Annotated in this window: 20 protein-coding genes; 16 read left to right on the plus strand and 4 right to left on the minus strand. The window is 56.5% G+C overall.

Annotation, left to right across the window (positions count from 1 at the left end; genetic code table 11):
• The first annotated feature begins 34 nt into the window (after positions 1-34).
• Positions 35-487: a hypothetical protein gene (locus tag PQR08_RS11500; protein WP_408161290.1), complete on the plus strand. Its 453-nt coding sequence runs from the start codon at positions 35-37 to the stop codon at positions 485-487.
• A 50-nt stretch (positions 488-537) separates the two neighbouring features.
• Here the strand turns inward: PQR08_RS11500 and PQR08_RS11505 are convergent, their stop codons facing one another.
• Entirely contained in the window at positions 538-744 is a 207-nt protein-coding gene (locus PQR08_RS11505; RefSeq protein WP_408161291.1) for a hypothetical protein, read from the minus strand.
• A gap of 585 nt (positions 745-1,329) precedes the next feature.
• Positions 1,330-1,707, minus strand: a complete 378-nt coding sequence (locus PQR08_RS11510) for a hypothetical protein (RefSeq protein ID WP_408161292.1) — start codon at positions 1,705-1,707, stop codon at positions 1,330-1,332.
• Between the two features lie 427 nt (positions 1,708-2,134).
• Between PQR08_RS11510 and PQR08_RS11515 the strand changes: the two genes are divergently transcribed.
• From PQR08_RS11515 to PQR08_RS11560, 11 genes are all read left to right on the plus strand, one after another.
• On the plus strand, positions 2,135-2,458 hold the full coding sequence (locus tag PQR08_RS11515; RefSeq protein WP_408161293.1) for a hypothetical protein: 324 nt from the start codon (positions 2,135-2,137) through the stop codon (positions 2,456-2,458).
• 105 nt (positions 2,459-2,563) lie between these two features.
• Positions 2,564-2,881, plus strand: coding sequence for a hypothetical protein (locus PQR08_RS11520; protein ID WP_408161294.1), 318 nt, complete (start codon positions 2,564-2,566; stop codon positions 2,879-2,881).
• 518 nt (positions 2,882-3,399) lie between these two features.
• On the plus strand, positions 3,400-3,804 hold the full coding sequence (locus tag PQR08_RS11525) for an HK97-gp10 family putative phage morphogenesis protein (protein ID WP_408161295.1): 405 nt from the start codon (positions 3,400-3,402) through the stop codon (positions 3,802-3,804).
• Positions 3,791-6,574 carry a phage tail length tape measure family protein gene (locus tag PQR08_RS11530; protein ID WP_408161296.1) on the plus strand — a complete coding sequence of 928 codons (2,784 nt, stop codon included), beginning with the start codon at positions 3,791-3,793 and terminating at the stop codon, positions 6,572-6,574. The genes PQR08_RS11525 and PQR08_RS11530 overlap by 14 nt, the downstream gene beginning before the upstream one ends.
• Before the next feature lie 730 nt (positions 6,575-7,304).
• Entirely contained in the window at positions 7,305-8,864 is a 1,560-nt protein-coding gene (locus PQR08_RS11535; protein WP_408161297.1) for an HK97 family phage prohead protease, read from the plus strand.
• Between the two features lie 52 nt (positions 8,865-8,916).
• Positions 8,917-9,129, plus strand: coding sequence for a hypothetical protein (locus tag PQR08_RS11540; RefSeq protein WP_408161298.1), 213 nt, complete (start codon positions 8,917-8,919; stop codon positions 9,127-9,129).
• Positions 9,130-9,512: 383 nt separating this feature from the next.
• Positions 9,513-9,686 (plus strand): hypothetical protein, encoded by a 174-nt coding sequence (locus tag PQR08_RS11545; RefSeq protein WP_408161299.1) that lies wholly within the window; start codon positions 9,513-9,515, stop codon positions 9,684-9,686.
• Positions 9,687-10,638: 952 nt separating this feature from the next.
• Complete coding sequence (locus PQR08_RS11550) at positions 10,639-10,791, plus strand: hypothetical protein (protein WP_408161300.1); 153 nt, start codon at positions 10,639-10,641, stop codon at positions 10,789-10,791.
• Entirely contained in the window at positions 10,784-11,242 is a 459-nt protein-coding gene (locus tag PQR08_RS38865) for a phage terminase small subunit, hendrixvirinae-type (protein ID WP_494410625.1), read from the plus strand. The genes PQR08_RS11550 and PQR08_RS38865 overlap by 8 nt, the downstream gene beginning before the upstream one ends.
• Before the next feature lie 372 nt (positions 11,243-11,614).
• Positions 11,615-12,037 (plus strand): HNH endonuclease, encoded by a 423-nt coding sequence (locus PQR08_RS11555; RefSeq protein WP_408161313.1) that lies wholly within the window; start codon positions 11,615-11,617, stop codon positions 12,035-12,037.
• 793 nt (positions 12,038-12,830) lie between these two features.
• On the plus strand, positions 12,831-13,439 hold the full coding sequence (locus PQR08_RS11560; protein ID WP_408161301.1) for a hypothetical protein: 609 nt from the start codon (positions 12,831-12,833) through the stop codon (positions 13,437-13,439).
• A gap of 36 nt (positions 13,440-13,475) precedes the next feature.
• On the opposite strand, the gene PQR08_RS11565 is transcribed toward PQR08_RS11560, so the two are convergent.
• On the minus strand, positions 13,476-13,787 hold the full coding sequence (locus PQR08_RS11565; RefSeq protein ID WP_408161302.1) for a hypothetical protein: 312 nt from the start codon (positions 13,785-13,787) through the stop codon (positions 13,476-13,478).
• 617 nt (positions 13,788-14,404) lie between these two features.
• Between PQR08_RS11565 and PQR08_RS11570 the strand changes: the two genes are divergently transcribed.
• Positions 14,405-15,151, plus strand: coding sequence for a hypothetical protein (locus PQR08_RS11570; RefSeq protein ID WP_408161303.1), 747 nt, complete (start codon positions 14,405-14,407; stop codon positions 15,149-15,151).
• Positions 15,152-15,217: 66 nt separating this feature from the next.
• Here the strand turns inward: PQR08_RS11570 and PQR08_RS11575 are convergent, their stop codons facing one another.
• Positions 15,218-16,192, minus strand: coding sequence for a DUF4062 domain-containing protein (locus PQR08_RS11575; protein WP_408161304.1), 975 nt, complete (start codon positions 16,190-16,192; stop codon positions 15,218-15,220).
• 115 nt (positions 16,193-16,307) lie between these two features.
• Here PQR08_RS11575 and PQR08_RS11580 point away from each other — a divergent pair, with 115 nt between their 5' ends.
• The 3 genes from PQR08_RS11580 (at position 16,308) to PQR08_RS11590 (ending at position 18,228) form a co-directional block, all read left to right on the plus strand.
• Positions 16,308-16,529, plus strand: a complete 222-nt coding sequence (locus PQR08_RS11580) for a DNA-binding protein (RefSeq protein WP_408161305.1) — start codon at positions 16,308-16,310, stop codon at positions 16,527-16,529.
• 538 nt (positions 16,530-17,067) lie between these two features.
• Positions 17,068-17,688, plus strand: a complete 621-nt coding sequence (locus PQR08_RS11585) for a hypothetical protein (RefSeq protein WP_250483384.1) — start codon at positions 17,068-17,070, stop codon at positions 17,686-17,688.
• 54 nt (positions 17,689-17,742) lie between these two features.
• Positions 17,743-18,228, plus strand: a complete 486-nt coding sequence (locus PQR08_RS11590) for a hypothetical protein (protein WP_250483383.1) — start codon at positions 17,743-17,745, stop codon at positions 18,226-18,228.
• Positions 18,229-18,261: the final 33 nt, after the last annotated feature.

Consider the following 18,261-nt stretch of genomic DNA (forward strand, 5'->3'; position numbering starts at 1 on the left):
GTTAACAACAGACGACCTACCCAGCGGGGAATGTATGGACGTTACAGAGATTCGGTATCAAAACTTCCTTCGTCTGTTCGAGCAAGTGAAAGACGAGACGCGGCGGCAGGACCCGGACGCACCCGAAAAGGGAATGCTCAAGTTGTTTGGTGAGCGTGTGGGAGTGCGCGAGGCCTACATGTCGCACATCAATACAAGGTATAAAGGGATCGGCCCCGGGAGCGCTCGCAAGATCGAGCAGGCGTTCAAGCTGTCGCACGGCTGGTTGGACCGGCAGCACGATTCTCCCGCCCCGGCGAATCAAGAGCGCGTCAAAGAGCCGGAGGACAGCTTGCAACAACTGTTCGAGGCGTGCAGGACGGTGGACGCAACCGGGACGCGCGCGGCGCTCCTGCGGCACTTATTCGAGTCTTGCCGAGAGGTAGACGCGGCCAAAACTCATGCCATGCTTGTTTCGCTAGCGGAGAAATTGACCGCTGCCAAGTAGCGATCGATTGGCTTTGCGGGCCGATGCTGCGTTGTTCGTGCGATTGTAGTTTATGCTCCGCGCCCTTCCGGGTCGTCAAACTCGATAAGCTCCGGGTAGAGGCCCGTTTCTGCGGCGGCCTTCTCCACCTCTTGCGTGGACTGAAAGGCCCCGAGTTCGCCTATATCATCCTCTCCGGTAAAAAGCCGCCCTCCCCACCGCCCGCCCGGGAGACGGTATATACGCAGCGTAATGGGTTTGTCCTCGTCCTGTTCCATTTGGGCCTCCGCTTTCTCGCCTCGTAAGGCTTGCGCACCGACGTACATTTCGCAGCGCAAAAAAGAGGCCCACGAGACCACCGGTAGACTTTCCCGGTAGAAGCAAAAATAGCCACGGTCTGAACGGGCTACCGGCGTGAGGTTGCTACGTGGGCGTCTACAGCGTCCTCGTAGTATTGCTCCGCGTCTTGCTGCATGGCCTCCGAGCACGCCCGGGAGTAATCCGTTTTGCAGCGCTCCGCCGTGTCGTTGAGTTGCGCCTTGGACTCCTGCCGTTTCTGCACGGCGTAATATGCCCCGCGCCCTTTGGATACGTACCGCTCTCTGCTTTGTGCTGCGTCGTTAATACACGGTTGTAATAAGACCGAGTTTTGTAGCGGCCCGCAAAGGCGTACAGAGGTCTGATAATAGGCGTCCGCGCGTTGCTGTAGGTTTGCCTCCGCCTCGGGCGGTAGGGTGCTCTGCGCGGAGCAAGAAAGAGAAAGGCCCGCGAGAACGCAGGCCGAGAGGGATTTATGCATTGTGGTCTCCATTGTGGAGAGCCGATGCTAGCACCAGATATTGACGCCTTGCGCTCCGGGGGCGTCACGCGCTCCCGTGCAGCTTTACAGCGTCGCGGAACTGTTTCCCTGTTTCGGGATCGAGGGCCTTTGCGTCGAAATACATATCCAACAGATCTCGGACTATCGCCGTCGCGGGCCTGCCCTCTACAAAGGCCGCTGCACGCAATTGCGCCACCTGATCTTTCGTTAGGCGTATTTGCATCGGCACCGTAGCCACGCCCGTCTTTACGCCGTTGCGAATGTCGTCTTGAGTCGTTCGCTCAAGCATGCGTAGGGCTTCGATCATGTGACGGGCGCGCGCGGTCAAAAGCTCGCCGCTAAGCTTCTGCGCCTGCCACTCCTCCTCAGTTGGTTCCGGGATGTCCTCTGCCTTGCGTATTTCGGTCCATTTCGTAGCCATGGCCTATCCTGTAGTGTCCAATACATGCATCCTAGCATGGTTGAACTGAAGCAACCGGATATGATAGCTATCGAATATGCTAAGTCGATAAATAGTTTCCAATATGCTGTAGTGAAGGTACCGAGTACTATTCACTTCATGATGCGAACGCCGACAGCCATAGGCGCAAAACTAAGGTTGCAGCACAAACCGCTACCGAGACACCCAAAGGGAAGGTGAGCCTGAGGGAAGCAAGGTAGCAGCAAGGACGAGTACGGACGCCTCACCCGGAAAGGACCAAGCCTTGGCGAGTATCGCAAGCGGGACGGAGGTCTCCCCGAACACGCCAAGTGAAACAACCGAACCCTAACCGCCCCGCAAGGGGCCGTAGCTCCGGTTACGCAAGGAGATTCCCGCGAGTCCCCTTACTTAACTGAACGGAGATTCGATGATGGAACAGACGAAAGCAGAGCAGCGCGCAGCAAAGCGGGCCGCCTACAAAGCAAAGATGGTTCAGTCCTCGCGCGTGGCAGCAGAGCGCGCGGTGAATCGTGTCGCCCAATCACAAGCCGCCGAACGCCACCACTCTTACGGCAACGCAGTACGCGACATTTCCCGCGACGCCTCGCGCCGTGGGGTCGTCAGTAACAAACCGCTAATCGCCCGTACCCCGGCCCAGGTTCGGACCGCCAACACGAGCAGCGTGGAATACCGCGAGCAGCACGGCGCGGACTTCGTTATCCGCCGCGTATTGCCCGACACCCGCTTTTGAGCACCACCCGCAGAACCGAATAACGGCCAAAAGCCCGCAGTGATCGCTTAATTAAGGGCGGCGCGGTGCGGACATAATCACAGTCTCTACGAGGACGACCACAGAATGAGCAAGTATCAAGCAGCATTGCAAGAGGTTACAGCTAGCGAATGTTTCAAAGATTGCCTGATGGACGACCAAGAGATTACGCCCGCGAACATTGCCGAGGATATGGCGTACATCGCAGCCGACATAGCGCGCGGCCTGGAGAAATTGGAACGGGTCGGCCACTGCCCCTATGAGGCGGCGGAATTGTTGGACGGCTTGGCGACTCAGACGGACATTCTGCGCATCCTGGCAGCGGCCCGTCTCAAGCTCGCGGAGGCAGCGGCAGCGGACGGTATTAGCATCGTTCCTGCACCGAGCGGCGCGACACTGCACTAAACCAGGAGAGCAGTATGAATTCGTGTAACACGCCGATGTGTACCGAAAGGCCGCACGCAAAAGGGCTATGCAAGCGTTGCTATAACAAACAATACGCGCTTGACCTCCCGGACGCCTACGTGCGGCGCGTGGCGGACCTCTCCGCAGATACGCCCGCCGAACTTGTCGAATTACATCGGTTGATAATCCAAATTCGCAGAGAGGTTAGACAGCGCAGCTAGCTGGCCTCTGCCCGAATCCGAGCGCAAGCTCGGTACCCTGCCCGCTACGGCGTGTCCCTCCGGGGATACCTCTAGGCGGGTTTTCTTTTGTAGTTTGGTCTACCTTCTCTTTTACGAGGTTCTACATGCCTAAAGGCGTAATTCCCACAAAGCCATATGCGGAGGATCGCACTATCTCCGCCAAAGTCACGCCCGATTTTCTGAAGGACGTTAAACAGCTTGCGCTGGACTTAGACACGAGCGTGTCCGTGATCGTCAAGACCGCCGTATCTAATTACATGACGGGTGTTCGCGTCAGTGGCTAGGAACGCCATCACCATAGATAACCCCGATGCTCTTACGGACGTGCTCCGTAACGCGAGCGTGGCGGCCTCGGAGTCTGCTTTACGTCAAGCAGCTATCGCAGGTGCGCGGGTTTTCTACCGAGAGATTAAAGTCCGGGCCATGCCGCATTACCGGACGGGCGTTCTTGAAGACAGTATTAAAACCGTGTTCGTCCCCGAGGATTCAGTTACGGGCGAGATTGCCACGTATGCAGTAACTATTAATCAGAACGCGTGGTATGCCCGTCTGTTGGAGTTCGGTACCTCCAAAATGGCGGCCAAACCGTTTATCCGCCCTAGCTACGAAGCTAAGCGGCAGGAGGCGGGACAGGTGGTAATTAACTCGATACAGGAGGCCGTTAAGAATGGCGGACAATAAAACAACAGTTAAGGTAACCGCAGACGCGAGTGGATACACCGCCGAGATAGAACGTGCGGCCAAATCGGCGCGGGCATTTCAACAAACGCAAGAGCAAGCCGCACAGCGTATTAAGGTGGCCCAAGAGGCAGTCGCGGAGGCAGCGGCTAACGGTTCTAACGCGTCAGCGCGGGCCATTAATTCCGTGGTAAGCCAACTAGCGCGCTACTCGCAGGCCGCAGGCAAGACGCAAGCGGATATGTTGGCGCTCAAGGCTGCGCAACTTGGTATCTCGGATTCCGTCTCGGGCTATATCTCCGCTATCCAGCAAGCGAGCGAGAAAACCCATGAATTCAACCTTAATACTACTGCCTCACGCCGAGAACTCATGGTCTTAGCGCACGAGGCATCGCAAGGGAGTTGGACGAAGTTCGGCGGGTCTATGATGGTCCTTGCTGAAACGATGGACCTTACCCGCCTGATTATGTCCCCGTTGGGCGTAGCGTTTCTAGCGGCGGGTGGTGCGGCTTATGAGTTTCTCAAGACGGTGCATGACGGTTACGCACAGGTAGAGGCATTCAATAAAGCCATTAACGCAACGAGTGGGTATGTAGGATTATCCGCCGCGCAAATGGCGGAAATGTCTAACGGCCTGCAAACGGGTTCTACTAACCTTAAAGCGGTGCGTGAGGCAATGGCGCAAGTTGCGGCCACGGGTGCATTTACCGCCGACTCTATCCAACTAGCGACGCAGGCCGCTATTGCTATGTCCTCGGATATTGGCATTGGTACGGATAAGGCCGCCGAGAGCTTGTCTAAGATTCAAGACGACGTGCTTAAGTGGGTTGCCGAGTATCAAAAGGCGCACCATACGTTTAACGCTGCACAGATAGAAGAAATCGACGGGTTTGTTAAGCTCGGGGATACCGCCAGTGCAGTTAAGGCCATTATGTCGGACTTGGCTAAATCGCACGCTGCGGTAGAGGCCGATGCTAATAAGCATATGGGCGTGGTGGTTGATTGGTGGAACCAACTTGAGTACTCGGTTACTCGCGCTAAAAATGCAATTATGGGAATTGGCGTTCCCGATAGCATCGATAAGCAGGTTGGAGACCAATACGCCAAGGTTGAGGCCGCAGAGCGTAATCTTGCTCAAGCTAAATCAATGGGCGCAATGGGTAATCTCGACTCCGCTCAGGAATTGCTTGATAAGGAAAAGGCCCGCCTAGACGTATTGCGAGCGCAGCAAGGCGTTATCAATACCCAGCAGCGGGCACGCGAGGCAGCGGCTAAAAGCGGAGATGTTAAGGTTGCTGTAGATAGTTATCTCCGTTCCGATAAATACGCCTCTCCGGGTCAGAAACATAGCCTTGAGCTTGACGAGGAGAACAAGGCGTTTGCTAAGGCCACGGCGGGACTGGAAAAGAACTCAGCGGATTACGAGGCGGCCCTTAAGCGGCACATGTCGAATATCCAAGAGATTAACGACCAGTACAGCAAGAAAACCAAAACGCACGGTAATTCGGAGGCGTTCCACGGTGCGCTAACGGCAATGATTGCGGCTAATCAGCTTATTGAGGCCGAGGAGAAACGGGCGCAAGCTAGCCTCAAAGCGCAGCGCTCGGCGGGCCTTATTGACTCGGAGAGCTATTTCCAGCGTTTGCACGACATTGAGGCTAAGGCCGTGGACGCGGAGATTGCGAACGCGCAAAAGCGGCTTGATATTGCTAAAGCTAAACCGGAGTCATCGGCGTACCAAGAGGCCCTCAAGCAGCTAACGGACCTCACGGCACAGCGGAAGCAGATTGACGCCACGCTTACCGATAGTCTCCGGGGTCTCGCGTCGCAGCGCAGTAGCGACATTGCGAAGTTTGCCGAGCAGCAATCCGCCGCTCTGAGGAGAACGCAGGCCGCGCAACAGCAGACGTACGCGACCATGTTCTTGGCTCCTGATGCTAAGGCGCAAGCGGACGCGGCATATCAACTTCTGGCCAATTTCGAGGCGGAAAAGGACGCCCTGCGTAAGCAATACGATTCTCCGACCGCAGACCAAACGGAGTACCAAGCCAAGCTCGCTATCGCACAGACGTACTACGACGCGTCCCGGGCCCAACTCCAGGCAGACCAAGCCAAGCAAATGGCCGTCCGCCAGAACTACGCCGATCAAATCCGCCTGTCTATGGTTGGTCTCGCGGGTGTAACGCAGACCAATGCAGAGGTAGCGGCTAGCGCGTTCTCTACGGCGTTCGGAGATATGAACACCGCCCTTGAGGAGTTCGTGACTACGGGCAAATTCTCGTTTAGCTCGTTTGCCTCGTCGGTCATGGCGGACCTCGCCAAGATTGCGCTCAAGGCGGCGGAGTCGCGTTTGTTTAGCTCGGTGCTGGATAGTCCGTTCTTTAGCTCGGGCGGTGCGGTGAGCCACTTTGCGGACGGCGGCCACATTACCGGCGCAGGCTCGGGTACGAGTGATTCAATCCCGGCTATGTTGTCGAATGGCGAGTTTGTAGTTAATGCCGCGAGCACGAAGAAATACCGCTCCCTGTTGGAAAGCATCAATGCAGGCCAAGCGCAACACTTTGCTACTGGCGGTGCGGTGGGTTCCGCTCCTGCGGCTAGTTCTGGCGGCGGCGGAACAGTTAATGTCAATATCAACGGAGGTAATGGATTGGACGAGCAGGACGGCAAGGTAATTCAAACGATGGTGCAAAACTACGTTGATAAACGGATTACCCAACGGTTCATGGGCCAAGGTGGACTTTTGTACATGTCCCGTAATGGACAAATCTGATGAGCAGCGGGCTTCAGATTTGGGATGCGAGCGGCAATCTCGTGCTCGATGCTTCGCACCGATGCGCGCGGGTTTTTGACCTCCGCTTGCTTGCCAACGGGCAGAACGGCAGCGTAACCGATGCAGGTCTCACACAGGGGGCATTCGTATCGTTCCAACCGGACTCGTACATAGGTTGGCTCAGTGGGGGGCCTGATTCATCCGCAGTTTTCATTCGACCTGTCTACCGGGACTATCTCTTGGACCTACGCGGCCAAGAATAACGCCACCTACGATACATACGTTAATGGGTACCTCTTTTATGGAGCATATTGAATGATCAAACTGGATTACGTGGTCCCCGCGACGGGGGCTACGTCTACGGTCCACGTAGTTTCACAGGTGCAGCTTGATTACTCGGGTAGCGACACGCTTACGGCTAGCGTCTGTTCGTTTGCGGACGAAGCAGCGTACGCGTCTAACAAATTCCCGATGTTCACACAGCAGGTCCCGATTGAGGGCTTACCACCTGACGGCGAGCACCCGCAGGCTTACGCGTATGCGCGCCTCGTTGAGCCTGCCCCGGACGGCGAGGTAACGCCCTACGCCAATCGGCGGGTGTTCGCCAATGGCGCACTCGTAGACGCAGAAACCACGGCCTAACGGCCTTACCTGTAAGCGGCCCGCCGACTGATCCAATGGGCTAGTCGATGAAATCCCGGATCTTTATCTACACTCTAGTTAGGAGTACATGCAAAACAAAGCATTTTCCGCCATCACAATCAAGACCGTCCGCGAGGAACGGCGCGAGATTGAGGGCATGGCGAGCACCCCGGCTTTAGACCGGGTTAAGGACCGGGTGGACCCTATGGGCCTCCGGTTCGCAACGGACGTTCCGCTCCTTCTGAATCACGATCATGCAAGCCCTGTGGGGACCGTCCAGTTCGGTACGCCCACGGCGCGGGGCCTCCCGTTCAAGGCGACCATCGCCAAGGTAGACGAACCGGGAACGGTGCAGACGAGGACCAACGAGGCTTGGCACAGCGTTAAGTCCGGCCTTATCAAGGGCGTGAGTCTTGGATTTCGGCCTATCAAGTCGGAACCAAACGCGGACGGTGGTCTTAACTTCAAATCCGCAGAGGTACACGAGCTTTCCCTCGTAGCGATCCCGGCGAATCCCGAGGCGTTCATTAGCGCATTCAAGAGCCTCGGCATTAAACCGCGAGCCGTCGAGGCCGCACCACCCAAACCCGTCCCGGCACCCGTCGCGACCAAGGCCGTTGTCCATCAACCGGCCCGCGTAGCAGTTCAAATCAACCACACCAATAAGGAAGTAACCGAAATGCAAAACACGAACCACAACATTTTCATCCGCCGTCTGATTCTCCGTGCAATGACCGATGGCAACGAAGCGCAAGCAGCGCAGTACGCTGAAAACCGCTGGGGCGCGGCGTCCGGAATCAACAAGGTCCTGAAGGCGGTAATGAACCCATTGGGAACGGATAACGCGGCTGCCGCGCTCGCCTCCGAGACGTTGGACCGTGGCCGGTTCGTCCAGGCAGTGTTTAGCAATTCTATTCTCGGTCAGTTGCAGGGCCTTACACGCGTCCCCGCTTTGGCCCGTGTGAACGTCGAGACCGTACCGATTGCCGCTAGCTTTGTGGGCGAACACCTGCCGACGAGGGCGTATCAAGGCGCGTTCGGCGTCACGCTGACCGACAAGCGTAAGCTCGGAATCACCACGGTCCTTTCCGCAGAACTCATTCGTATGACCGGCGACGCGGCGGAGGCGCTCATTGAGTCGCAGATTCAACGCGCTTTGAGTCGTGGTCTTGATAACGCGTTCCTCGGTAGCCAAGCACGCGACGAGGTTACCCCTACCGGCCTCGGCGCTGTGGCATCGCAGGCAAACTCGTTCGGCGAAGGCTTGGAGGCTTTCACGGGTGACCTGACCACGGCTACCGTCCTCGTCAACCCGCTTACGGCGGTGCGCCTCCGTAGCGCAAGCGAAACGCAAATCACGGCCAAGGGCGGTTTCTATGGTGGCATGCCCGCGATTTGTTCGTATAGCGTCCCGGTTGGCAAGTTGTTCGTCGTGGACGCCGCGCGTGTTGTGGCGTTCCTCGGTACCGCAGAACTCGACGCAGCAACCGCTGGTATGTTCCCGGTCGATGACGGCACGGGCACGGTTACGGCAGTTCAAACGGGCATGTTCCAGACAAACCAGCAGGCTATCCGAGGCATCCAGTACGCAGATTGGGCGTTCGTGGACGGCGCAGCGTTCGAGACGACTGCTACGGTCTCGGCGTAACTCAATGACGGCGGGCATGTCGCCCGCCTAACTTCTACCAAACAAGGATCTTATGACCAGGATTTTGCCCTCCGACCTCGTGACCGACTCCACCGGCCAATACGTGTTTTCTCCCAATTCCTGCGCCCACGTCTACACGTACGCCGCCAGCGGCAATATCGACACAGATACGGCCACGGACACCGCAACGGGCAACGCGTTTAAACAGACCTATACCTACACGAACGGCAATATGACCGCCTCGTCCGCCTGGGTTAAGCAGTAAGCGGCCACTCACCTAACGAAACAAAGGAATCGACATGACCAAACTCGCAGCCCCTATCGCAGCACAATCCGGCGTCCTCCGCGAGGCGTACGGCCCTAACGCCGTTGTTTTGGACAAGACCCTCGCAATCACGCGCGAGCAGTTTGTAGACGGCGTGGACTTCACGGTCACACTTCCGAGCGGTAGTACCGAAACTGTCCGCATTGCGTCGGCTCCGACCTCCGCCGTGGATAGTGACACCGTTGTAGCGATTGTCAGCGTTACTCCCGGCTTTAGCTGTGCGCCGCACCCGGGTGCGGCGTGGTCTGTCGCTAGCGCGGAATAAGCCACAGACCCTGACACGGGCGGCGCAGGCCGCCCTTAACTAATAAGGAACCCTTAAAATGGAATTCATTATCGACCCGAACGCCTCCAACGAGAACCTTAACGCGATGGTCGCCGCCGCCGAGGCGCAAATCATCGACTATCGTAAGGCGGTGGCGCAATTGGAACAAATCCGCGACATGGCAAAGCTCAAGCTCTTGGGCCGCCAAATCGCAGAGGCAGAAGTAGAGTGAGCGCGATGTATCAGGACACGGCATTCCGTTTGAGCGCCCCCGCTGTCGCACGACTCCGAGATAACGCAAAGCGGGCCGGTATTCCGGTTCCGCGTTACTTTCGTATCATCGCAAGCCAACTCACGCGCATTGCTAGTCCTACCTTCGACCTCTCCGGTGGCGAGCTTTGTTACCGCGTGGACGTTGGATTGCATTACAAGGTCCTCAACGGCCTCCACCAGCTATGCAGGGACTTGGGCGTACCCGAGGCGGCGGCGGGCGAGCTTGTGGCATGCGCTACGTTTGAGCCGAAGCTGTCCGCATGAGTTACCTGACGGACTACAACGCACAGCGGCGACACCTTAGCCGCTTGGCGCGTGCGGTTGACCTCCCGCTATCCCGCCACAACGGAAAGCGACGGGTACCGCTCGGTAACGACGAGCTACGCGTATCCATCCACGATGCCTGTCTCGGGCCGGATTGGAACGACGTAACGGACGGCCAGAATGCTGCACAAATGGACCTCAGACTAGGCCGCATGGTTGACACGGCGCATATGCGGAACGGTTACGAGTTGGCCGTAGCTCAGGCATGTATCCGGGCCGGTAAGCAACAAGCCAAGCTCGGGCGTAGTGATATGGCGGTCCTCCGAGACAGCAAGGGGCGGCCCTATGTACGACCTATGACGCACCCGCACCGTATGGCCCGCTTCAAGGCGGCCAGCGATTTCTACGCCATGGCTCGGGAGTATCAGGAAAAGCACCAACGAGCAACAGCGTCGCACCCAAACACGCCTTGGACGATTGCCTGAGGTGCGCCAGAGCAACGACAATAACCAATGCCTGTCCTGCGGGGGCGTTTCCACCCCCTCCCGGGCGTTCGCTGCATGCCGCAACAGCGTTTTATGCTATGGCTATGGGCCGGGTATGAGACCAACCGGACGAGCATTTGATGACCAACCAACGAGGAAACGATGACTAAGGAAGAAATGGAAGAACGCCTTGAACAGTTAGAGGCCGACCTGTCGGCAATGGTGGCCCGCCACGCGGCGGAGAAAGCCGACCTGGAGGACGAGATTGACGAACTCCAAGACCTGATCGACAAGGAGACCCTCGGTGGTGCGTAAGCGCGATATCGAGACGGTACGGCGCGCCAACCTATCCGTGCCGATCCCCGACTACATCGAGCTAACGCAGGACGAGGAAAAGCACTGGCCCCGCATCGTTGAGGCACGACACCCGGACGACTGGACACATTCAGACCTAGACCTAGTGGCCGACCTTTGCAGAGCGCGGGCGCTGGAGAAGCGGGTACGTGATGAACTCGGCCAAGGCGCGCTTATGTTGGACGGTAAGCCGCATCCTTTGATTGCCGAAGCTGCGAGGTGCAGCGGGGTCGTCCTGCGGCTCACTACGGCCTTGCGGCTAAAGACCCCCGCCGAGGCAAGAGTTCTGCGCGGGCGTGCCTCCGAGCGGACACAAAGCGCCTACGGTAACGACGATGACGAGTTATTTGGCCGTCCAGAGTTTGACGACTTGATACCGCACGGTCCAGGGACTACGAGACGAATCAATTAACGTTCCGTACCAGATAACCGCCGTTAGGGATCAACTATCGTTTAATCAAAGAAAATAGGATCCCTAACGCAATTTTCTGGGCTTTTGTTATAAGAACTCTGACCGGTCGGCGCTGGCACTAAAACCCCGCGTTTTTCGACCTACCCCCCGCTTATCTGCATCTTTTTCTGAATGTCAATAGATAATCTCAGGAAATTCGAGATATATCAGAGGTATTTAGCACCATTCTAGTGCGTGCACATATATTAGGCAATCCAAAACCCTTTTCATGCTTTGACCGAGTGTTTTTATAAAGTTACGGCCAAGGTATAACTTTCCAAGGATCAAGTAATGAGTGACTGCTCTAAGCATCCACAATGGCAACCTGCGGGCATGGAACTAAAATGCCCGTTCTGTGTAAGCGACTTGCCTAGCGGCTATTATCGACACAGTAACGGCACTGTGGTTAATCGCCACGGTAAGCCCGTATCTACCAACACCCTGAACAGAGTTAAAGCCAAGGGTAAGACCGCAAGGTTAGCCGATTGGTCCGGCGGTGCAGACCAGAAGCGACGAGACGAGGTTAAGCAACGTGCTAAGTATTGCTGTGCTCACTGTGGTAGAGCTACGGCTACAGGCACGGTGGACCACGTTATCCCGTTACACAAAGACGGCCCGGATACATTGGATAACCTCCAGTGGTTATGTCCTGCTTGCGACAGGAAGAAAACCGCAACGGATAAAGGTCACGTGTACCGAGCAGGTAGTAACCTTGACGGTATCCCTGTTGATATTGACCACCATTGGAATAACTAGGACCTAGATGCTAGAGCCAGTATGGTACGAAGCTTTACCCGATAATTTCTGGTATTGGTATGAACAGGTTAAGGCCGACGCCTCGGAGATAATTAGCCTCACGATCAGGGTAAAACGCGGGCAAATCTCGCTGGACTACCTCGATATCTATGGAAAACCGAAACGAGCTAAGCTTATCTTAGCTCGGCCTACGCATCTACAACCAACGAGACCAATACATGACTCTAACTGTTAGAGAATGGAATGATAAACTCCCTAATATAGTGGAGAGCATAATCAAGGACATTACGGGCCGTGGCTGCTATATTGCTAAGATGGAGGTATTAACCCGGAAACGCACGATTAAGCTCACGTTGCAATACGAGGGTATCAATCAGGAGGCCGTTTACACGTTCGGCGAGAAATTGAGCGGTACCCGGTACCCGGAGCGGCCTGAATTCAGGGAATCCCTTGCTGCATAAGGCTTTTAGCGATTTATTGGAGAGTGGACCGGGAACTTTCCTACTATTCTTTTATAGAAAGAATAAAGGTAGTGGGTATCGGGCCGTAGGGGGTTGCTACGGTGGATAGAGCAAAAGTCCGGGAAGCTCAGAAAACGCGCATCCGTGCTGCCGAGGATGACGTACGAAGGTTCATTAAATCGCGTGGTCGGCAACTTGAATTAGAGATCGGGGCCAGGGTCGCTTTGGCGTTGCCTCGGGGCGTGTACCGCGTGGCCGCGTTCAAAGGTTCGTACCGCGTGCCCGTCGAGCTACTCCGGGCCTACCTCGCCCACAGGGAGACCGTGGACGGAATGAAAGTGGGGGCTCGGCATGCGTACCTGTTGCCCTTCGCGTTGGCCGCCATCGGCGTGCAGGGTGAGACCGTCGATAAGCACGTGTGGTATGCGCCGCTGGCGGATTACCAAATCGAGCCGATGCACGAGACCCTCAGTCAGGCCGGGTACTTTCCTAGCAACACGGATAACACGCTTACCAAAATGCGCAAGCTAATCATGGCGGGCAAGCCCGACGCCGAGGACGCTACCGGGTACTCTTTTGGGGCAGGCATTCACAAAGTTACCTTTGGTCCGGCCCGTACAGTGCATTACCGTGGCACGTGTCGCACGATCATTAACGAGAGCGACGGACGTATGCGCGTCAAAGTGGACGGCAAGCGGGTTGCCCTGCGCTCGTGGCTATCCGAATCCGTCTCCACAGACGATTGGCCCAAGGTCGTAGAGATAGCGCGTAGGGCCGCGTGGGACGAGGCAGGCCGGGAGGCCGCAGCGACGTTCCAGCAAGCACAGGAAGCAGCGAAGGAAGCGCAGCTAGACGCTATGGATTTGTTCGATGCAGAGCAACCAGCGCACGCTGGAGAGGCCCTGGAGAGTGGCGCTGACGGTTCGGGGCGGGTGGATTAGGGAGAGTCGGTAATCCCGCCCTTCCGGGGCCACCCGTCAGCGTCGCAGAACAAAGTAGCCGATAACAGCCACAACGAGGAGCCCGCAGAACCGGGGAAAGCGCCCAACAAAACTAAACATGCCCCAAGCCGCCAGTCCTGCGAGCAAGCCGCACGCAAGTCCGCCCGGAATGCTGTACATCAGACCCACGTAAACGGTGGTCAGCATTCCGACCAGTAACGCCACGCTACCAGAAGCAGAACCGCCGCCAATTCCGCGGTATCGAGGCGGTTTCGCGCTACCGATCGAATCAATAGCGGCTCGATAATTGATATCGTCAAGGCTACCGCGTTTGTGGGGCGAGTACATGGAGAACCTCCGCGATTAGCTTTTGAGTCTAGGACATTTGCGAAGCTCGCGAGGCCGTAGAGCAAGAAAATTTGTAGGACGGTCGGGCGCGGACTCTTGGCCGGGAATCGCCGCGTTGAGTGCCTAAGAGAGGTGCCGGAAGTAACTACTTTGCCCGAGCCGAGGACCGCCGCTAACTGTCCACCCGGAACGGGCCCGCTGGCGTGGAGCGCGGCCCATGACTGCCTCCTGAGTCACGCCAGGCAGGGATATACTCGGCGTGCGGAAGCTACTTCGGGGACCGGGGCAAACATGAACAATCAAACGGTGAAAGAACACGCAGACGACAGCCTAGAGCTAACAGCACGCCTCCGGGCGCAAACCCGGCGACTCATGGACGAGACCGAACGGCTAGCAAACCAACCCGCTTGGGTTCCTTGGCTCCAAGCATTAGCGTTTGTGGGCGGAGCCTTGCTCGTTGCCCGTGGACTAATCGTCACCTTGTAGTCCAGATATGGTGCACATTTGCTGTCAATCCATACACCCAACTACTGACAACCTTTTAGCACCCCAAAATAAAAGTAGAGTTCATTGCCGCTCGGGTGTAGCGTATCGGCCCCAAACACCTGGAGCACGCCATGTCCGACCCTCTCCGCCCTTTCGACCTCTCCGCCGTCATCAAGCAAGCCGCCATGACCGGCCCAGATATGCGTTTTCCCGTCGTCTCAAACGACTACGTTCCCCCGCCCCGAGGTACCGCCCGTGCGCGCCTCGTTGGCTACTTTGAACTCGGCAAGCATGAGGAGGAGTTTGAGGGCCGTAAGCGCGACCGCGAGAAGGTAGACCTTATTTTTGAGTTGTCCGGCCCGAACTACGAGCCGCGTAAGTTAGTGGACGCCGACTTACTGGTACCGCACCGTACCACCGTGCAAGAGACGCTATCGCATGCTCCGGATTCGCTGTTTAGAAAGCTCTTTGCGGCCATGAATGCGGCCCACGGCGGTACCGCTACGCACATGGTCCAACTACTCGGCAAGCCCTTTACGGTTGAGGTGTTCCACCGTAAGAGCAAAGACGGTAAAAAGGTGTACGCAAACCTCAAGGGACCGAACGGCTACAACGTCAAGGGAACCACGGTGCAGAACCCGATTACGGGCGAGGCGGTAACGCTGGACGTTGCCCCGGCTATCACGGAGCTTAAGGCGTTCGTGTGGGGCCTCGCGAATAAGGCCATGTGGGACAGCATCCACATTGCAGGCGAGTTTGAGGAGCGCAAGAACGAAAAGGGCGAGGTGATTAGCCCCAAGCGTAGCCGTAACGTTTTGCAAGAGCGCATTATGCGCGCCAAGAACTTTGCGGAGATTGAAAACGAGGTTAAATCTTAAATACGCACATTTAAGGCCGCGTTCGGTCCACGGCACTTGTTCTAGCTAGCTGTTAAACCGTATCAGCTAAAATGGTATATCGTCGTCATCAGCAAACGCGGCCTTCTGAGACTCCGCAGGCCTGAACTGAATCCAATCGTCATTCCAGACCGAGGGAGAAAAGCGCAGCAAATCGCCGCGATCATCGAAGATTGCCCTTTTAAACTCAATCCATCCTGATTTATCTCTAAACCACTCTTCGACGCTGTTTTCTGAGTAAAAAGTGGAATCATGAGCAGTATACCCGCGCACTTCGAGCCAAGCGGCCATTTCGTCGTGGTTGGTAAAGAAAACTCTGTACGGCGTTTTGGTGATCTGAGCCAGCCGGTTAAAAACGGGATTATTAAATGAAATAATCGACTTGAGCGCTTCGTCTTTATCTTGATGCGAGGTAGAAAGATAGTCCACCATTTCTCTCAATGTTGCCGCGACGCCTTTCATATCTTGAATAATGGAAAGCTCTGTCGTGCGTTGCTGCTGGCTAAGGTAGCGCTGAAACAGTCCCGCCCACTGGTCTTGCAAAAACGATGTAACGTCCGCAACCGTTTTAAAGCCGGTAATCGGATTATTTTGCGGGAGACTGTGTAGGTGGTCCAAGAATACATAAATACGGGGGTCGTCCGCGTATCGGTACCTCATTGACGCATTGTCTTTATTTATTTTCCAAATATTATATTCAGTGAGGGTGTTCTGCTCGACAAAGATATAAACCTGGATCCCTTTCTCAAGGGCGCGCATTATTTCATTCTGCGTTATCGAGGCTCCTGCCGCGTCTTTGGACTCTGTACCAAACTTGCCGCCGATGATAGTCACAAGCATGTCGCATAGTTCGATCTCTCGATACGCAGACGCCTCTAGCCGAGCGTCGCGCGCGTACGGAATGGCTCCGGTCTCGTGTCGGATGCAGTCGTATCCGAGAGACCGAACGAATCTTTCGATATCTTCCCGGGATTGGTAGAGGTCGTAATAGGTAGAACTGAGAAAAACGCGCGGTTTGGCCATTGTGCTTGTAGCCTTACTTTCAGCGGTTGCTTATGAGTTACCGGAGTATGGTACTCGAAAAGCTCTAGGTGTAACTCGTCCTTGCTGACCCAATCTACCCCGGCAACAGGAGAACATGACAGAACACGAAGCACTCGACATCGCGGTTAAGGCGGTTGCCCTCTATGCGGCCCGCCACCCGAGACCGGCGCATGTCACCATTACCCAAGCGGCGGAAATGCTTGGGCGCAGTAGGCAGACGGTCCGTAGCTATCTCGTACAGCACGGCATCCGTCTTAATGCCCTTGGTTCGATTCCCATCGAGTCCATAGACAAGCTTTTGGTCTCTTGCACATGAGAGGCCGCACAAATTCTGCACACAGCCCGCGAAATCCTTGTCAGATAAGGCCTCGCGTTTCCGGTCCCCGGCACCAAGTAGTTTGCGTTCGACTCGAGATTCGACAACAACCCCGACAGCGTAAGGCTCTTGGGGTTTTTTGTTTGCGGAACGCGTTGCCAAGGCCCGAGGAAATATCGGTTCCGGTACGACTGGGCAGAGTTTCTCACGGAGCGCATGCAGGGGCGCAGGTTATTTCAGGCTGAGTCGCGCTTCGAACTCGGAAAGGCCGAACATTCGTCCGCTTCACACGTCTGCGCCTGATCAATAAACATTGCGGCCCGTTTGCCCGCCGGACCGTGCAATCGCTAAACTAGTTAGACATGCTACGGATATCGCCCTCGGAAACTGAGAGAGACGGAAATTGCCCCAAGAGATTCGGCTGGCGAGTTGGAAGCTGACGCTGCGTCGGCGACGCGACGTTCATTTCACAAGCAGAGCTGCGGAGGACCGTGCCGCCGCGAGCGGACGCGAGCTTCTAGCCGCCTCTTCGGATTGGATGCGCGATCAGGCTTTTATGGCGAAGCTTCGAGAGCTATTGAGCATTGACGAGATCGACCCGTCGATTGCGCGTTGGAAGGTGAAGCGGGCTATCGAGCGGGGCGACCTCGTAACAATACCGGATCCACCGAGCAGCGGCTTGCAAGGCAGTCGCGGCGGCGGGACGCCCCGGCCGCGGTCGGTGACTTTCACGCCATCACAGCTATTCAAGGCCGCGCCGCGCATAGCAAGCGCAGGTTCTTACCATGAGCGCCCGGCGCAACCAAGACTCTTCGCTGACGACTGCATGGCCGCCTGGCGTGCCAAGCCGGGAGATTTGCTACCCAATGGCGAGTTTGCCACCGCCGTCATCCGCATTAGTGGTGACAGCGGCGACGACTCAATGCTGAAGAGCTTAGGCGACTCGGACGGGAGCGGTTCATTGACTGATGACGCTCAGCCGTTCGAATACAGCGAAATCGCACCGGTCGTTGACAAAGAGGAATTTGCGGCCGGCGATGGTCGACCAGGCAATAATCAGGCACAAAACAAGCAGTTCAGGGCGGTGGTCAAGGCCCTTGGATTGAATCAGGAGCAGGCAAGACAACTCCATGATGACATACAGACGATGACGAAATGAATTACCACGGACTTATGGAACGCGCCCAGGATCTGTTTGGCGGGAGCGTCTGAGATGGCTACTACCCGTGAACAAATCATGCAGCGCCTTTCAGCCTTAAACGGGTTGGAACTCAGCGGCGCAGGACGTGCAGCGGATATGTTGACGCTGCACTTCGGCCCCCTTCGGGAAATGACGACAGCGCGCGGGACCGTCAAGCGCGTGGGCACTTGGGCCCTGCACATCCAATGTGCCTGGACCATCGAGCGGGCGGGCGAGGTCTTCGCCAACTCCCCGGATTTCGCGGTTTCCGACGATCGCACGCGCGCAACGCTCGAGCAGATACGAGACCTCATTGCCAACGACGGTCCATTCGTTGTCGAGCGCGTTGCGGTCGGCGAGAACGGCAACGTCTCCATAGCAATGTCGCGGCAGCTTGAGCTGGGTGTCGTGACGGACGGCGCATCAGACGAGGAAGACTGGCGCTTTTTCGAGCCGGGTTCCGATGCGAAGCACTTCGTCATCCAAGGCGGGAAAGTTGATCCTTGGTCGCTGTCGTGACAACGCATCGAGAGACAAATTTAGGCCGAAGAA

The organism is Caballeronia jiangsuensis (genome assembly GCF_046030135.1).
GTDB lineage: Bacteria > Pseudomonadota > Gammaproteobacteria > Burkholderiales > Burkholderiaceae > Caballeronia > Caballeronia jiangsuensis.

Excerpts from the sequence above, each read along its gene's own strand:
- PQR08_RS11585 (WP_250483384.1), top strand. The coding sequence starts at position 17,068 with ATGCGCGATCAGGCTTTTATGGCGAAGCTTCGAGAGCTATTGAGCATT.
- PQR08_RS11510 (WP_408161292.1), bottom strand. The coding sequence starts at position 1,707 with ATGGCTACGAAATGGACCGAAATACGCAAGGCAGAGGACATCCCGGAA.
- PQR08_RS11515 (WP_408161293.1), top strand. The coding sequence starts at position 2,135 with ATGATGGAACAGACGAAAGCAGAGCAGCGCGCAGCAAAGCGGGCCGCC.
- PQR08_RS11575 (WP_408161304.1), bottom strand. The coding sequence starts at position 16,192 with ATGGCCAAACCGCGCGTTTTTCTCAGTTCTACCTATTACGACCTCTAC.
- PQR08_RS11550 (WP_408161300.1), top strand. The coding sequence starts at position 10,639 with ATGACTAAGGAAGAAATGGAAGAACGCCTTGAACAGTTAGAGGCCGAC.
- PQR08_RS11560 (WP_408161301.1), top strand. The coding sequence starts at position 12,831 with ATGAAAGTGGGGGCTCGGCATGCGTACCTGTTGCCCTTCGCGTTGGCC.
- PQR08_RS11520 (WP_408161294.1), top strand. The coding sequence starts at position 2,564 with ATGAGCAAGTATCAAGCAGCATTGCAAGAGGTTACAGCTAGCGAATGT.
- PQR08_RS11545 (WP_408161299.1), top strand. The coding sequence starts at position 9,513 with ATGGAATTCATTATCGACCCGAACGCCTCCAACGAGAACCTTAACGCG.
- PQR08_RS11540 (WP_408161298.1), top strand. The coding sequence starts at position 8,917 with ATGACCAGGATTTTGCCCTCCGACCTCGTGACCGACTCCACCGGCCAA.
- PQR08_RS11565 (WP_408161302.1), bottom strand. The coding sequence starts at position 13,787 with ATGTACTCGCCCCACAAACGCGGTAGCCTTGACGATATCAATTATCGA.
- PQR08_RS11555 (WP_408161313.1), top strand. The coding sequence starts at position 11,615 with ATGGAACTAAAATGCCCGTTCTGTGTAAGCGACTTGCCTAGCGGCTAT.
- PQR08_RS11535 (WP_408161297.1), top strand. The coding sequence starts at position 7,305 with ATGCAAAACAAAGCATTTTCCGCCATCACAATCAAGACCGTCCGCGAG.
- PQR08_RS11570 (WP_408161303.1), top strand. The coding sequence starts at position 14,405 with ATGTCCGACCCTCTCCGCCCTTTCGACCTCTCCGCCGTCATCAAGCAA.
- PQR08_RS11590 (WP_250483383.1), top strand. The coding sequence starts at position 17,743 with ATGGCTACTACCCGTGAACAAATCATGCAGCGCCTTTCAGCCTTAAAC.
- PQR08_RS11530 (WP_408161296.1), top strand. The coding sequence starts at position 3,791 with ATGGCGGACAATAAAACAACAGTTAAGGTAACCGCAGACGCGAGTGGA.
- PQR08_RS11580 (WP_408161305.1), top strand. The coding sequence starts at position 16,308 with ATGACAGAACACGAAGCACTCGACATCGCGGTTAAGGCGGTTGCCCTC.
- PQR08_RS11500 (WP_408161290.1), top strand. The coding sequence starts at position 35 with ATGGACGTTACAGAGATTCGGTATCAAAACTTCCTTCGTCTGTTCGAG.
- PQR08_RS11505 (WP_408161291.1), bottom strand. The coding sequence starts at position 744 with ATGGAACAGGACGAGGACAAACCCATTACGCTGCGTATATACCGTCTC.